Genomic DNA, 14,806 nt, shown 5'->3' on the forward strand with positions numbered 1-14,806 from the left:
GGGGGTGGGGCGGGTCGGCAGCCGAAGGACGCGACGCGGGCCTGCTGCGGGGTGGGTGCCGGGGCGTGTCTTCGATCTCCCGTCGGGCTTCGTGGCGTGAGCGGCGAGGGGCCCGACGGGCGGATGCCGTGCGTCGGTGTGCCGGAGAAGCAGCCGCATAGTGGTTCCATTCGGCTGATTCTCCGGTGCGGCGAGGCGCGGTACCAGGCGGCGCGGACCCACCAGGATCCGCCGGGCAGGGCCTAGCCCGCCTCCGCGACGCCGGTGATGCGGTGCAGTGGGTAGGTGTGGATCTCGCCGGTGCCCTGTTCGTGGGCGGTGACGTAGCCGCCCTCCAGACGCAGCGGGACCACGATGTGTTGGGTGGCCCGGCCTTCCCGGGTGACGTGCCCGATCCACACCGCGCGCCGCTCGGCGTGTGCGGCCTGGAGCGCGAGCAGCGTCTCGGCGGCCGAGGTGCGTGGCAGTTCGACCGGCTCGCCGTCGCGCTCCGCGCCGTCGTCGGCGGCCCGGCCGGTGGCGGCCGCGTCGCCCGCGCGGATCGCGGTGACGGCCGCGCCGAGCAGCGCCTCGCTCGGGGCCGGCGGCTCGCCCGCGACCCGGGGCGGCGCCGAGCGCGGCGGGGTGCGCTTGGTGTCCGGGCGGGTGAGCACCAGATCGCCGGTGGCCGACTCGGCGACCGGCGCGAAGCCCATCGCGCGCAACTTCTCCAGCACGCCGTCCGGTGCCGACTCGGCGGCCAGCACGGTCGGCGCCAACCTGCGCAGGCGCAGCCCGGCGGCCCGGCGGTCGGCGAGCAGTTCACCCAGCAGCGCGTCGTCGTCGCAGCGCAGGAAGGCCGCCGCGGTGCCGACCCGGATCCGGCCGTGCCGGCGGGCCACGTCGTCCACGAGGTAGCTGAGCGGCTGCGGCACCGGGGTACGCGAGTGGGTGGCGAGCAGGTGGTGCAGGTCGCCGGCGGTGCGGCCGGCGTCCAGCGCGCGGCGTACCGACTCCTCGGTGAAGCGGTACACGGTGGCGCCGCCGGTGGACTCCACGTCGGCGGCCAGGTGCAGTTCGTGCGCGAGGTCCAGGACCAGCGGGCCCGGCGCCACCGCGGTGAGGTCGGCCTGGAGGAGTACGTGGTTCAGCGGCTCGGGGAGCAGCGGGGTCAGCGCGTCGCCCGCCTCGTAGACCCGGCCCTCGGCCAGCGTGCGGGCGTATCCGGCGAGCGCGCCTCGGCCGGTGATGCCCAGCAGTTCGGCCTCGACCAACATCGCCCGGAACAACTCCCGCGGCAGTCGCGCCGCCCGGATCGGCTGATGCCAGGTCAGGTGCGCGAGCAGCGACTCGGCGTCGGTGGCCGAGCCCGGCGGCAACGCGGCGAGGGTGGCCAGGATCCGACGACGCACCTCGGGGGCGGCGGTACGGTCCACCTGCAGGCCCAGCGCGCCGATCGGCCGGTCCTTGTCGTCGCGCGAGCCGACCAGGGCGGGCACTCGGGTGGTCTCGAGCCAGGTGCCGGCGAGCGCGGCCCAGCGGGTGCCGACCGGGGTCCGGCGCCAGGTGTCGTAGGCGGGCGTGGGCAGCCACTGCTCGTCCGGTTCGCCGTCGCCGGCGACCAGACCCATCGCGTAGGCCAGTTCCAGCCACAACGCGACCTCGGCCTCGGGCGCGTCCAACTGCACCGCCGCGCGCTTGAACTCGCGCATGCCCAGGCCGCCGGCCCGCAGCACCGAGGGACCGCCGGTGCTCCACGCCTCCAACAGGTCCTCGACCCGGCGGACGGCGGTGAACGCGGAGCCGGCCGCCAGGTTGTCCACAGCCTGTGGATCGTGCCCGCGCACCGGCAACTCGGGAGGGGTCGGTTCCACCGTGCGATGCACCCGGCCGCCGCGCAGGTGCAGCGCGATCTCGCGGGGCAGCACCACCGCGTCCGGGCCGGCCGGTACCAGCAGTGCCCTGGCCAGCAGCCACTCCACCGGGGTCCGGGCCGCGTCGGCGCGCACCGGCCGGTCGGCGCCGCGCACGCTGCCCGTGGGCGGGCCCCAGACCAGCTTGTCCAGCACCTCGCGGGCCGCCTCGGGCGCCTGCGCGAGCAGCGATTCCAGGCGGACCGGGTCGGTGCACAGGTCGGTGACGGCCGCGATCGCGGAGACCGCGTCGTGGGTGGAGCCCAGGCCGAGGTCGGCGAGCAACTCCTGGAGCCGGGAGGGCGCGGTCGCGGCCAGCGCGCCGGCCAGCGTCGGGCCCAGTCCGGCCGGACTCGCGCCGATCAGGTCGCGCACCGTCCGCACCACCCGCAGCCCGCCGTCGGGCCCCCACAGCAGGGCCTGCTCGCGCAGGTTGGCCACCGCTCGCGCGAGCGCCTCGGGGGCCGCGCCCACCAGCGGGGACAACCGCGCCGCGGTGAACCCGTCCGGGAGCACCACCGCGGCGTCCACCACCTGGAGGGTGAACCGGTCCAGCCGCTCCAGGGCGCGCGCGATCGAGGCCCGCGTGGTGGCCCGGGTGGCGAGCTGGGTCAGGTCCACCGGGACCGGCGTGGTCAGGTCCGGCCGGGCCCGCAGCAAAGCGCCGAGAGCCGCGTCGGTACGTCCGCGCAGATCCTCGGCGAGCGTCCGGGGGCCGGAGTCGGCGGGCCGATCCGCCTCGGCACGGGTGGGCGACGCAGCTGTGGTCATCCCATCAACGTTAGACGGTTCGCCCGTCGACGATCACCGCTCCCGGGATCCCGATGCCCTCGAAGATCCGAGGAAGCTCCCGAAAAAGCCCCGAAGGAGCCCCGGAGGAAGCCGAGCGGAAGCCGTGGATCCGGGCCGCCGGCGCCCGATCCACGCGATCGGGGCGATCACCATTTCGGTCAACCCCTCGCTCCGCTTCGCCCGCGCCCCTACGCTGAGTTGTCGCTTTACCGACGCAGGCGTTGTGCCGATTCGACGATCCCTCGGCGGGGGTGGGGTGGGGGCGTGAACTTCGAGAGCGATCACCTGGTTCTGCAGTACCTGGGCGAGGTCGGCGACGCCGCCCAGCGCAGGCTCCGTCCCGCCGATCGGGCCCGACTGGTGGAGCGCCTGCGCAGCCAGATCAACAGCGAACGCGAGCGGTTGAACGCGCACACCCCCGGGACCGTGCAGGTCGTCCTGGATCGGCTCGGCACCCCCGAGGCGGTGGTGGGCCACGAGTTGTACCGGCTCGGCGACCTGCGCAGCGCCGGGGCCGACGACGGTGTCGGCGCGATGTCGATGCGCGGTTCGCGCTACGCGACGGTGGCCCGGCAGATGGGCTTTCGCGCGGACGCGACGCCGATTCCCGCGGTGGTGGATCCGTCCCGACCGCAGCCGAGCACACCCCCGCCCCGGACCTCGCCCGAGGCTGCGGCGCCGGCCGGTCCGCCCACGCTCGCCGAGACCGCCGCCGGCGGCACCGCCGCGACCAAGCCGGTGCCGCTCGCGGATCCCGAGGAGGAGCCGCTGTGGTGGCGGACCCCGCCGGAGGGTGGGACGCCGGAGCGGCCCGGCCCCGACGTGTACGGCGACGGTTCACTGCATGCGCCGGCGTACCCGATCGGCGTGGTCTCCGACACGTCGGCGACCTGGGACGACGAGGAGTCGCTGACCGAACCCACTCCGGCGCTGGGCATGTTCGGGCCGGGCGCGCTGCGCACGCAGGTGCGCGAGGTGTTCGCGATCGCGATGATGGCGATCGGCGCGATCGTCGCCTCGACCGCGGTGGTGGTGCTCGGCCTCCTGGTGGTCTTCACGGCGGGCGCGTGGTCGCTCAAGGAGCGGCGCTTCGCCGCGTTCTACGTCCCCGGTGCGACCGCGCTGGCGTTCGCGATCGGGATGTGGATGCGCGCCACCGGGCACATGGGCGTGGACCTGACCAGTGATCAGGCGTGGGACCGGTACGGCGAACTGCTTCCCGCGATGGTGCGGATCGCCGCGATCGCCGCGTCGCTGTATCTGCTGTGGCGGCTGAATCGGCGTCAGCTCGCGGCGTAGGCAGCCGAATTGCCGTATCGGATCACCGCGTAGGCGAGGGAACACAACCGGTACCCGGACCCCCGTTCGGGTGTGACGCACTCCGCTGTCGGAGCGCCGCACCCGCTCTTTACGATGCCATTAATTAGGTTAGCCTTACCTCCTCTGCGCAGGGCGGCGCCCGGACCTACCGCTAATAGGTCCGGGCGTCGCCCTGTGCACACTGCCAGATGGAGGAGCCAAGGATGACGAACGGAGCGCGGCCCCAGCCCGCGAACCGCTTGATCCGCTTCGGTGCGATAGGCGCGACCGCCGCGCTGGCGATGGCCGGCGTGAGCCTGGCCTCGCCCGCGCAGGCCGCCACGACCCCGTCCGTGACCGTGTCGCCCAACGTCGACGTCAACCCCGACGGCGCCACGATCACGGTCGACGGCACGGGCTTCGACAAGGTGCGCAACTCCGGCAACGGGGTCTACGTCCTGTTCGGTCCCAAGATCGACGACTACTTCACCAACGCGGGTGCCTACAGCGCCCAGGCGTGGGTCGCGGGCAGCAAGATGACCGCCGACGGGGCCTTCACGACCACGCTCGAGGTCAAGGCCAAGTACACCGACGGCAACGGCAAGGAGGTGGACTGCCTCAAGCAGGAGTGTCGGGTCGTCACCTTCGCCGCGCACGGCGCCAGCATGACCGATCGCAGCCAGGACACCTTCACGCCGGTCGCGTTCAAGAACAACACGCCGGTGCAGACGCCCAAGCTCGCGGTGACCCCGGCCGTCGGGGCCGACCCGGCCGGGCAGACGTTCACCGTCACCGGCACCGGGTTCGACCCGGTCCGCGACGGCGGCAACGGCATCTACGTCGCGTTCGGTCCCAAGGGCGCCGACTGGAACACCAACCCGGCGCCGTACCAGGCGACCAAGTGGGTGCGCACCAACCCGTCCGGATCATCGAGCCAGGCCAAGCTGAACGCCGACGGCAGCTTCTCGCTGACGCTGGACGGTATGAAGGCCAAGTACAAGAACGCGAGCGGCGTCGAGTACGACTGCTCCGTCACCACGTGCAACGTGGTCACCTTCGCCGCGCACGGCTCGCCCGACCGTACCCAGGACACCTTCCTCCCGGTCGCGTTCAAGCCCGTGACGGTCCCGCCGGGTCCCGGCACCGGCTACCAGGTGATCACCACCGACGTGCAGGGCGGCCCGCTGGCCCTGGGCGTCGGCGGCACCGACGTCGCGCTCCCGGGCGTCACCCTCAACGGCAAGGACGCCTTCACCGGCGGCGCGCTGAACCCGCTCACCGTCTCCGACGCGCGCGGCACCAACGCGGGCTGGACGCTGACCGGTCAGGCCAGTGACCTGACCGCGACCGGCGGCCGGATCGTCGGCGACAACCTCGGCTGGACGCCCACCGCGAAGTCGGTCACCGGTTCGCTGCCCACCGGCGGCGCCACACCGCAGGTCACCGCGGGCGGCAAGGCCGAGCCCGGCGCCGGTCTGGGCCGGCCGCGCACGCTGTGCTCGTCGGCGGCCGGCGCCAGTGCCGGTTCGTTCGAGTGCGGCGGCGACCTCAAGCTCGGCATCCCGGGCATCACCGTGCCCGGCACCTACACCGGCACCTTGACGCTCACGCTCATCTGACGCCGACCCGAACCGGGGCTTTCCCCACACGCCGACGACGGCCATCCCCCGACGCCGACGCGTCGGGGGATGGCCCCGGCGCGCCGCCCCCAGGGCCCCACAATCCCCCGCCGAGCACCACGACACCCGGCATCCACCCATCGGACTCCCCAGCCGCACTCACCTCGCCGCCCCGGAGAATCACCCACCCGCAACCCCCGTGCGAGTGCTCCTCCGGCACACCGACGCACCGCACCCGCCTGTCGGGCCCCTCGCCGCCCGCACGCAGCGAAGCCCGACGGGGGATCGAAGCCCCGCCCCGGCACCCCCGAAAGAGGCCGCGTCGCTTCCTTCGGCTGCCGAACCGTCCCACCCCAAGGCGCGTCAGCGCCCCCGACCCACCCCCACCCCGGTGATCGACGCGCGCAGCGCGGAGAGCGGCGGAGCCGCAGAACTTGGGCTTCGTGGCCCGGAGCGAAGCGCAGGGACACGCCGTCCCGAGTGCCGAACCGTCCCACCCCAAGGCGCGTCAGCGCCCCCGACCCCGCCCCACCCCGGTGATCGACGCGCGAAGCGCGGAGAGCGGCGGAGCCGCAGGTATGGACGGTGTGACCCGGAGCGAAGCGCAGGGACACGCCGTCCCGAGCGAGGCGCCGCTTTTTCTTGGAGGAGCGAAGCGGGGGAAAGAAAAAGCGGCGCCTCGCGAGCCGGCGACGAAGTCGCCCAACAAAGGAGCACCCCGCCATGCGTGCCGCAGCTCGACTCTTGTGTGCCCTGTTCGCCACCGTGTTGCCGCTGATCGCGCTCGCGGCGCCCGCCCGGGCCGCCGACGAGTTCACCTGGGGCGTGCAACCGGCGGGCGGGCGCGACCACTTCGTGCTGACCGCCGGGCCCGGACAGACCCTGGTCGACGTGGTCGGCGTGTCCAACTTCGGCGACAAGCCGCTGACCCTGCGCGTGTACGCCACCGACGCCGTGCTCGCCGCCGACGGCGGGATGACCCTGCTGACCGCCGCCGAGCGGCCCAAGGACGTCGGCGCGTGGATCGGCTTCGACGCCGAGACGTACACGATCGCGCCGGGCAAGCGCGCGGACATCCCGTTCCGGCTGACCGTCCCGGCGGACGCGAGCCCCGGCGACCACACCGGTGCCATCGTCGCCTCGATCAAGGCCGAGGCGACCGGCCCCGGACAGCAGCGCTTCGACGTCGACCGGCGGGTCGGCGCGCGCGTGTACCTGCGGGTGGACGGCCCCGCGGTGCCCCGCCTGGCGATCGAGGACCTGCGGCTGTCCTACGACAACCCGATCGCGATGTTCGGCGGCGGCGAGGCGATCGTGCGCTACCGGGTCCGCAACACCGGCAACGTGCGCACCTCGGCGAGCGCCGAGACCACCGTCACCGGGCTCGGCGGATGGCGGCTGGGTGGACCCGCCCGCGCCGCCCTGCCCGAGTTGCTGCCCGGCGCGACACACGAGGTGGTCCAGCGATTCACCGGCGTCTTCCCGGCCGGTCGACTCACCGCGGACGTCACGGTCACCGGCAACCCGGCGACCGTGACCGCGAAGTCGACGAGCGTGTGGGCGCCGCCGTGGCTGCTGCTGGCCGCGCTCACGCTGCTGCTCGGCGCGCTGATCGCCTACGTGGTGACCGTGCTGCGCCGCCGCCGAACCCGGGCCGCCGCCGCGCGCGATGCCGCCGCCGCGCCGAACGCCGCCGACATCCCCACCGAAGTCACCGCCGACTCGACCGGCTGACCGCCCGCCGTCGCGTCGCCGCCCCGACCCTCCAGGAGTTCACATGTACACCTCGCACCGCATCCGTCGCGCCGCGACCGCGGCCGCCGCGCTCGGCCTGGCCGGCGCCGGCGTGCCGGCCGCCGCCCCCGGCGCCCTCGCAGCCCCCGCAGCCCCCGCCGACACCCGCGCCGAGACCCTGGCCGCACCCTCCGTCACCGCGTCGCGCAGCACCGAACTGGCCGCGGCCGGCGACGAGATCACCGTCGTCGGCCGAGGCTTCGCGCCCGGCGCGCGGGTCACCGTCGCCCTCTACGGCGGCGACACCGCCGACCGGACGGGCAGCCGTACGCTCGTCGCCGATGCCCGGGGCATCGTCGCCACGCCGCTGCGGGTGGGCACCGGATTCGCCCCGGACGCACCGGCGTTCGAGGTCCGGGTCGGCGCCGAGGGCGGGCCGACCGCGAAGGTCGCGGTGACCTTCGCCGCGCAGGCGCCGGCCGGCGCCCCCAAGTCGCTGCGCGCCGCACCGCAGGCGGCGGCCGAGCAGGCCCGAGCCCCGCAGGCCGCTCCGCAGGCGGCGGCCGGCGGTGCCAAGCTGACCGTCACGCCGAGCACCGGCCTGGAACCGGCGGGCGCGTCGGTCACGGTCAAGGGTTCCGGCTACGTGGCGGGCAGCGGCAACGGGATCTACGTCGTGTTCGGCCCCAAGGAGGCCGACTGGACCACCAACGCGGGCAACTACGGCGCCTCGAAGTGGCTCAAGGCGTACGGCGCGGACGGGATCAACCCGGACGGCACCTTCTCCGTCACCCTCACCGACGTCAAGGCCTCGTACAAGAACGGCGCGGGCAAGGACGTCGACTGCCTCAAGACCGAGTGCTACGTGCTGACCATGGCCGCGCACGGCTCGCCCGACCGCAGCCAGGACGCGTTCGTGAAGGTCTCCTTCAAGGGCGGCTCGACCACGGCCGGATCCGGCACGACGGCGGGGGCCGGCAGCACGACCGGAACCACGACCGGAACCACCACCGGCACCACCTCGGGCACCGGCTCGACCGGTTCGGCGAGCACCGGCGGCGGGACGAGCGGGTCGACCGGCGGCGCGGCGACGAGCGGCTCGACCGGCGGCGCGGGCAAGTCCGGCGGCGGCAGCCTGCCGCTCACCGGGCCCGCCGGCCTGGTCGGCGCGAGTGTCGCCGGCGTCGCCCTGGTCGCCGCCGGCACCGTCGCGATGGTGACCACCCGGCGCCGCCGCGGCACCCCGCCCGCCTCGGCCTGAGTCCCCGCCCTGGAACGCCGGTCGGCCCGGCGTTCGAGGGCGGTTCGCCGGTCGCGGCTACTTGCCGAGCGCGTCCAACTGCTCCAGGAACCACTGCTGCGGGTTGAGCGCGACCGCCGCCGCGGCCAGCCGCTTGGTGCGTTGCAGCCGCTCCGCGGGCTCCATCGTGAGCGCCGTGTGCAGCGCCTCGGTGGTCTGCGACACGTCGAACGGGTTGACCACGATCGAGTCCTCGCCCAGCTCCTCGAACGCGCCCGCCTCGCGCGAGAGCACCAGCGCGCAACCCCCGTGCGCCTCGTCCAGCAGCGAGACCACCGGCACCTCCTTGGCGACCAGGTTCATCCCGTCCCGGATCGGGTTCACCAGCGCGACGTCGGCCAGCCGGTACGCCGCGAGCGAGCGCGGGAAGTCGTCGTTGACGTGCAGGATCAGCGGCTGCCAGTCGCCGGTGCCGAACTCGTCGTCGATCTCCTTGGCCACCCGCTGCACGGCGGCGGTGTACTCGCGGTACTCCGGGAGGTCGTGCCGCGAGGGGTAGGCGAACGCGACGTGCACCACCCGGCCGAGCCATTCCGGCCGGGTGCGCAGCAGTTCGCGATAGGCCAGCAGACCGCGAACGATGTTCTTGGACAGTTCGGTGCGGTCCACCCGGACGATCACCCGGCGATCGCCCACCGCCTCGCGCAGCCCGGCGAGTCGGGTGTCCACGTCGGCGCGGGAGGCCCGCTCGCGCAGGAAGTCGGCGTCCGCGCCCAGGCCGTGCACACCGATCTCGGTCACGTGGCCCGCATGGGTGACGGTCATCGCGTCCCGGTCCACCACCGCGCCGAGCACGTCCGCGCAGCAGTCCAGGAACGCGAGCGCCCAGCGCCGGGTCAAAAAGCCCGCGTGGTCGGCGCCGAGCACGCCCTCCAGGACGAACCGCGCGATGTCGTCGGGAAGCAGCCGGAAGTAGTCCGGCGGCGCCCACGGGGTGTGCGAGAAGTGCCCGATCCGCAGGTCCGGACGCAGCCGGCGAAGCAGCACCGGCACCAGGGTGAGGTGGTAGTCCTGCACGACCACCTTCGCGCCCTCGGCGGCCTCGTCGGCCAGTGCCTCGGCGAAGGCCTGGTTGTACGCCTCGTAGGAGGCCCACTCCTTGCGAAAGCGCGCGTCGAAGACCGGCTTGGACGGGGTGTCGTAGAGCAGGTGGTGGACGAACCACAGGGTCGAGTTCGCTATGGCGTTGTAGGCCCGCGCGAAGGTGCCCGGATCGATGTCCAGCATCCGTACGGCCAGGCCACCGGTGTCGTGACCGGCCAGATCCAGCCGGCCCGAGGGGGCGGCCCGGGTCGCGGTGCGATCGGCCTCGCCCAGGGCCGAGCACACCCACACCGCGCCGGTCCCCTGGCCCGCGGTGGACAGCCCGGACACGAGTCCGCCGCCGCCGCGACTGACCGACAGTGTGCCGTCGTCCTCCAGTGCGAAGGACACGGGACCGCGATTCGAGGCGACCAGGACACCGGCGGGAGGGGGAGCACTCATGCCCCGACCCTAGCCACGCTTTCCGGTGCGCAAACCCGGCCCGATCGCCCCCGCGGCTCGAACGGTGTGGCGAGTATCACGTGCGCTTGTCATTACCGGGAGTAGCGGAGGTGTGCTTTCTCTTGACTCGTCGGGCCGATCTCGCCCGGGTTCGACCGGGGCTCTCCCTGCGGACCCGTTCGTTGGACGGGGTCCGAAAAAGGGCGACGGGGCAAGGGGGAATCGGGAATGGGCAACAATCGTGGCCTGGCCGCGGGCGCCGTGGCCGCCGCATTGATCCTGGCGAGCGGCGCGACACCGGCGGTCGCCGAGGGCGACGGCGCGTGCAACGACGGCGACGCGTGTCTGTACTACAACTCGAACGCCAAGGGCGCGCGTTTCGATCACCGGTACAACGTGGCCAACTACTCGGGGTACCGGTTCATGCCGTCCCCGGACGGCAGCAGCGGCGCGTGGACGGCGGTCAAGAACAACGCGGCGTCGGTGTGGAACAACGATCCGACGCACATCCTGCGGATCTACTACGGCAGCAACTATCAGGGCCCGGTACAGGAGATCGGTCCGAAGTCCACGGCCAATCTCGATCCGGCGCTGAAGAACAACAACGCGTCGGGCAGTTGGACCGCGCAGTAGTGCGCCCGCGCCGCGTCCCGAGCCCGGTCCTGGTGGGCGTCGTACTGGGCGTGGTGTTGTGCGCCGCGTCGGCGGGGTGCACCGCGAGCGACGAGCGCGCGGACCCGGCGGCGCGGGCGCCCGGCCGCGCCGACCCGTCGGTCCCGCCGCCGCTGAACGCGGTCCCGCCCGCGGGCGAGGTGACCCGGCTCGACCTGCCGATCGCGGCCTACCTGCCGACCCCGGAGCAGCGCGCCCGGCAGACCGCGGCCGAGCAGGTGCTGATCCGGGCCTGCCTGGGCCGGCTGGGCCTGACGTATCCCACCCCCGCGACGGCGGACACCGAACCGGTGCTGCGCTCGCGCACCGAGCGCCGGTACGGGGTGGGCGACCCGGTCGAGGTGGCCGGCTGGGGTTTTCGGCCGCCGGGAGCGGCGCAGGCGGGCGACAAGCCGAGCGCACCGGCCCTGGGCCGCGAGCTGGAGGTGGCGCTGTACGGCGCCGCGGCGGCGGACGGGGTGCCGCCGGCACCGACCGAGGGCAGCGATCGGCCGGGGCCGGGCTGCCTGGGCGAGGCGCGGTTCGCCCTCGGTGTCGATCCGGCGCTGGAGCGCGCGGCACTGCCGAGCCGCCTGGATGTGGAGTCGTTCGAGCGCTCGCGCGCGGATCCTCGGGTGCGCCGGGTGCTCGCGCTGTGGTCGACGTGCATGCGGGGGAAGGGGTTCGACTACCCCGACCCGTTGGCGGCGGGCGGCGATCCGGCCTGGGACACGCCCGTGCCGAGCGCACGCGAGATCGCGGCGGCGACGGCGACGGTGGCCTGCCGGGCCGAGCACAACGTCGCGGGCATCTGGTACGCGGTCGACGTGGCGTATCAGCGGCAGGCGATCGAGCGCGAGGCCGCGGCGCTGACCCGGGTGCGGGCGGCCCGGGAGAACACCGTGCGCAAGGTCGCGGAGGTGCTCGGCGGCTGAGCCCGCCGGCGCCGCCCGGCGATCAGCGCTCGACCAGGCGGGTTCGTGCGCGGTATGCGGGCACAGTCGCCATCGGTGGCCGCTCCCGGGCCGCGACGTCGTGCGTACGCAGCCGGAAACCGCCCTCGTCCCGCTCGAACTGGGTCAGCGCGGTGCTCAGCTCGACCGGGTGCGCGCCGTTCGGGCCGCGCCGCAGCCGGCGCTCGACGGCCTGGAGTATCTCCGCCGCCATCCGGCCCAGCCCGGCCTCGTCCTGGTGGTTGTGCCGGCGCACCCCCACGTCCACCTGCGCCATCGCGTCCAGACCGACCAGGCGCAGGGTGTCCACGAGCATCGCGGTCTCGACGCCGTAGCCGCACGGGAAGGGCAGTTGTTCCAGCAACGAGCGGCGGGCCGCGTACTCGCCGCCGAGCGGCTGGACGAAACCGGCGAGTTCCGGCCAGTGCAGGTTGAGCAGCGGACGCGCGACCAATTCGGTCACCCGGCCGCCGCCGGCGGGCACGATCGTGTCGCCGATCTCCAGCGGCCGGTCGTACATCGCCTTGACCAGTTGCACCGAGGTGTCGGTGAGCAGCGGGCCGAGGATCCCGGTGACGAAGTCGGCCGAGAAGTCCTTGAGGTCGGCGTCCACGAACGCGACGATGTCGCCGTCGGTGACCAGGAGCGAGCGCCACAACACCTCGCCCTTGCCGCGCACGGCCGGGAGCGCGGGCAGGATGTCGTCGCGGTGCACGACCCGCGCGCCCGCGTCCGCGGCGATCCGGGAGGTGTCGTCGACCGATCCGGAGTCGACCACGACCAGCTCGTCCACCAGCGGCGCGCGCTCGATCAGCTCGGTGCGGACCACCTTGACGATGTCCCCGACGGTCGCCGCCTCGTTCAACGCCGGCAGGACGACGCTGACCCGAGTGTCTCGTTTGGCGTCAAGAAGCTTGTCGACGGGCCAGTCCGCGGCGACGGAGGACCGTCGTCGAAGCCAGGCGCTCACCTCGGGCTGCACGTTCGAAATCCCCTGTCGTCGCCGGTGTTCCGGCCTCGGTCACGGCCACCCTTCATCGTCTCGCGAGGTGGACCGGATGATCGACGCGGCACCGGTTCGGTTACAGTCGTCGTCACCGGTAACGACGATCGCACGTCGTGCCGGACAAACGCGGACCGGCCACCTCGCGAAGGGTGTGTCCACCGCCATAGCAGCTCATCCAGAGGGGCAGAGGGAACGGCCCGTTGAAGCCCCGGCAACCATCCGATCGTCATTCCTCGTGACGCGCTTTCGGCGCGAGCGAGCACCGGCGGATCGGACAGGTGCCAAGTCCGGCCCGTGGAACCCCACGGGTAAAGATGAGGACAGAAAGGCCCTCGCCATGGCGACACCCACCGCCACCCGTTCCACCAGCGCCACCTCCACCTCTTTCGGTCCGGCCGTCGCGCTGTCGTGTCGCGAGTGCGGCGAACGCACCGAACTGGGTCCCAAGTACGCCTGCGAGTCCTGTTTCGGCCCGCTCGAGGTGGCCTACGACTTCGGTACCGTCACACGTGAGCGGATCGAGGCCGGCCCGCAGAACATCTGGCGCTACGCGCCGCTCCTGCCGGTGTCCGCGGACGTCGCGTCCCGGCCCAATCTGAACCCAGGTTTCACCAAGCTGGTCCGCGCCGAGAACCTGGGCCGCGAGCTGGGCATCGCGAAGCTGCACGTCAAGGACGACTCGGGCAACCCGACGCACTCCTTCAAGGACCGCGTGGTCGCGATCGCCGTCGAGGCCGCGCGCACGTTCGGCTTCACCACCCTCTCCTGCTCCTCCACCGGCAACCTGGCCGGCGCGGTGGGTGCCGCCGCCGCCCGGGCGGGCCTGCGGAGCTGCGTGTTCATCCCGTCCGACCTGGAGGCCGGCAAGGTCGTCACGGCGGCCGTGTACGGCGGCGAGCTGGTCGCCATCGAGGGCACCTACGACGAGGTCAACCGGTTCTGCTCGGAGCTGATCGGCGACCCGGCCGGTGAGGACTGGGGCTTCGTCAACGTCAACCTGCGGCCGTACTACGGCGAGGGTTCCAAGACGCTCGCGTACGAGATCGCCGAGCAGCTCGGCTGGCGGCTGCCCGAGCAAATCGTCATCCCGATCGCTTCGGGTTCGCAGCTCACCAAGATCGACAAGGGCTTCCGCGAGCTGATCGCGCTGGGGTTGGTCGAGGACGCGCCGTACAAGATCTTCGGCGCGCAGGCCACCGGGTGCTCCCCGGTGGCCGCCGCGTGGAAGGCCGGCCACGACGTGATCCGCCCGGTGCGGCCGGACACGATCGCCAAGTCGCTCGCGATCGGCAACCCGGCCGACGGCCCGTACGTGCTGGACGTGTGCAAGCGCACCGGCGGCGCGGTGGAGGACGTCACCGACGCCGAAGTGGTCGAGGCGATGAAGCTGCTGGCCCGCACCGAGGGCATCTTCGGCGAGACCGCCGGTGGCGTGACCGTCGGCTGCCTGCGCAAGCTGCTCGCGTCCGGCGCGCTGGACCCGGACGCCGAGACGGTCGTGCTCAACACGGGCGACGGCCTCAAGACGTTGGACGCGGTCACGCCGACCACCGGCGCCACCGCGACCATTCGACCCACTCTGGAATCCTTCCGAAAGGCCGGCCTGGCATGAGCGTCTCCGTTCGCATCCCGACGATCCTGCGCACCTACACGGGTGGGGCGGCCGAGGTGTCCGTCGAGGGGAGCACCCTCGCCGAGGTCCTGGACGCCCTGGAAAAGGATCACACCGGAATTCGCGCGCGCATCCTCGACGACGAGGGCAAGCTGCGCCGCTTTGTGAATCTGTACGTGAACGACGAGGACGTGCGCTTCGCGGACGGTCTCGCCACGACGATCCCCGACAACGGCAGCGTTTCGATCATCCCGGCGGTCGCCGGCGGTTGCTGACGCGATAGGCGACCTTGCCGATCTTCATCGGCACTGATCGCGAAACGGAACCGAGAAATCCGCCGTCCGGAGCACCGGGCGGCGGATTTCCTCTCTCCCCGGCCGCCGTGCGTTACACGTGTTTACCCGGGTCCATTTCCCCGCTTTGGCGGCGTTGCGTCGGTAAACCCGTGGCCGGAATCACACCC

11 protein-coding genes and 1 riboswitch are annotated in these 14,806 nt (G+C 73.1%); of the genes, 8 read left to right on the top strand and 3 right to left on the bottom strand.

Annotated elements, in window-relative coordinates:
* Positions 1-242: 242 nt before the first annotated feature.
* Positions 243-2,663, bottom strand: coding sequence for a helicase-associated domain-containing protein (locus OG948_RS15940; protein WP_406297192.1), 2,421 nt, complete (start codon positions 2,661-2,663; stop codon positions 243-245).
* 285 nt (positions 2,664-2,948) lie between these two features.
* Here OG948_RS15940 and OG948_RS15945 point away from each other — a divergent pair, with 285 nt between their 5' ends.
* From OG948_RS15945 to OG948_RS15960, 4 genes are all read left to right on the top strand, one after another.
* The gene (locus OG948_RS15945; RefSeq protein ID WP_406297194.1) at positions 2,949-3,983 is read left to right on the top strand and encodes a hypothetical protein; all 1,035 of its coding nucleotides are present in this window, start codon (positions 2,949-2,951) and stop codon (positions 3,981-3,983) included.
* A gap of 224 nt (positions 3,984-4,207) precedes the next feature.
* Complete coding sequence (locus tag OG948_RS15950; protein ID WP_406297196.1) at positions 4,208-5,602, top strand: hypothetical protein; 1,395 nt, start codon at positions 4,208-4,210, stop codon at positions 5,600-5,602.
* A 723-nt stretch (positions 5,603-6,325) separates the two neighbouring features.
* Entirely contained in the window at positions 6,326-7,336 is a 1,011-nt protein-coding gene (locus OG948_RS15955) for a WxL protein peptidoglycan domain-containing protein (protein WP_406297197.1), read from the top strand.
* Between the two features lie 43 nt (positions 7,337-7,379).
* A complete protein-coding gene (locus OG948_RS15960; protein ID WP_406297198.1) occupies positions 7,380-8,597 on the top strand; it encodes a hypothetical protein in 1,218 nt (405 codons plus the stop codon).
* Positions 8,598-8,654: 57 nt separating this feature from the next.
* Here OG948_RS15960 and OG948_RS15965 read toward each other — a convergent pair whose 3' ends face one another.
* Positions 8,655-10,121, bottom strand: coding sequence for a trehalose-6-phosphate synthase (locus tag OG948_RS15965; protein ID WP_406297199.1), 1,467 nt, complete (start codon positions 10,119-10,121; stop codon positions 8,655-8,657).
* A 228-nt stretch (positions 10,122-10,349) separates the two neighbouring features.
* Between OG948_RS15965 and OG948_RS15970 the strand changes: the two genes are divergently transcribed.
* Both OG948_RS15970 and OG948_RS15975 read left to right on the top strand, forming a co-directional pair.
* A complete protein-coding gene (locus OG948_RS15970) occupies positions 10,350-10,754 on the top strand; it encodes a peptidase inhibitor family I36 protein (protein WP_395874536.1) in 405 nt (134 codons plus the stop codon).
* Positions 10,739-11,707, top strand: coding sequence for a hypothetical protein (locus tag OG948_RS15975; protein ID WP_406297200.1), 969 nt, complete (start codon positions 10,739-10,741; stop codon positions 11,705-11,707). Before OG948_RS15970 ends, OG948_RS15975 begins: the two co-directional genes overlap by 16 nt.
* Positions 11,708-11,729: 22 nt before the next feature.
* Here OG948_RS15975 and OG948_RS15980 read toward each other — a convergent pair whose 3' ends face one another.
* Positions 11,730-12,707 (bottom strand): glucosyl-3-phosphoglycerate synthase, encoded by a 978-nt coding sequence (locus tag OG948_RS15980; RefSeq protein ID WP_406297201.1) that lies wholly within the window; start codon positions 12,705-12,707, stop codon positions 11,730-11,732.
* Positions 12,708-12,899: 192 nt separating this feature from the next.
* Positions 12,900-13,052, top strand: a riboswitch (SAM riboswitch).
* A 16-nt stretch (positions 13,053-13,068) separates the two neighbouring features.
* Here OG948_RS15980 and thrC point away from each other — a divergent pair.
* Together thrC and OG948_RS15990 are read left to right on the top strand one after the other, a co-directional pair.
* Positions 13,069-14,343: a threonine synthase gene (thrC, locus tag OG948_RS15985; RefSeq protein ID WP_406297202.1), complete on the top strand. Its 1,275-nt coding sequence runs from the start codon at positions 13,069-13,071 to the stop codon at positions 14,341-14,343.
* Positions 14,340-14,618, top strand: coding sequence for a ubiquitin-like small modifier protein 1 (locus OG948_RS15990; RefSeq protein WP_395874544.1), 279 nt, complete (start codon positions 14,340-14,342; stop codon positions 14,616-14,618). Before thrC ends, OG948_RS15990 begins: the two co-directional genes overlap by 4 nt.
* Positions 14,619-14,806 lie beyond the last annotated feature (188 nt).

The sequence above is a fragment of the Embleya sp. NBC_00888 genome (assembly GCF_045207655.1).
In the GTDB taxonomy this organism is placed as follows: Bacteria; Actinomycetota; Actinomycetes; order Streptomycetales; family Streptomycetaceae; genus Embleya.

Excerpts from the sequence above, each read along its gene's own strand:
- OG948_RS15955 (WP_406297197.1), top strand. The coding sequence starts at position 6,326 with ATGCGTGCCGCAGCTCGACTCTTGTGTGCCCTGTTCGCCACCGTGTTG.
- OG948_RS15950 (WP_406297196.1), top strand. The coding sequence starts at position 4,208 with ATGACGAACGGAGCGCGGCCCCAGCCCGCGAACCGCTTGATCCGCTTC.
- OG948_RS15940 (WP_406297192.1), bottom strand. The coding sequence starts at position 2,663 with ATGACCACAGCTGCGTCGCCCACCCGTGCCGAGGCGGATCGGCCCGCC.
- OG948_RS15970 (WP_395874536.1), top strand. The coding sequence starts at position 10,350 with ATGGGCAACAATCGTGGCCTGGCCGCGGGCGCCGTGGCCGCCGCATTG.
- OG948_RS15960 (WP_406297198.1), top strand. The coding sequence starts at position 7,380 with ATGTACACCTCGCACCGCATCCGTCGCGCCGCGACCGCGGCCGCCGCG.
- OG948_RS15990 (WP_395874544.1), top strand. The coding sequence starts at position 14,340 with ATGAGCGTCTCCGTTCGCATCCCGACGATCCTGCGCACCTACACGGGT.
- thrC (WP_406297202.1), top strand. The coding sequence starts at position 13,069 with ATGGCGACACCCACCGCCACCCGTTCCACCAGCGCCACCTCCACCTCT.
- OG948_RS15965 (WP_406297199.1), bottom strand. The coding sequence starts at position 10,121 with ATGAGTGCTCCCCCTCCCGCCGGTGTCCTGGTCGCCTCGAATCGCGGT.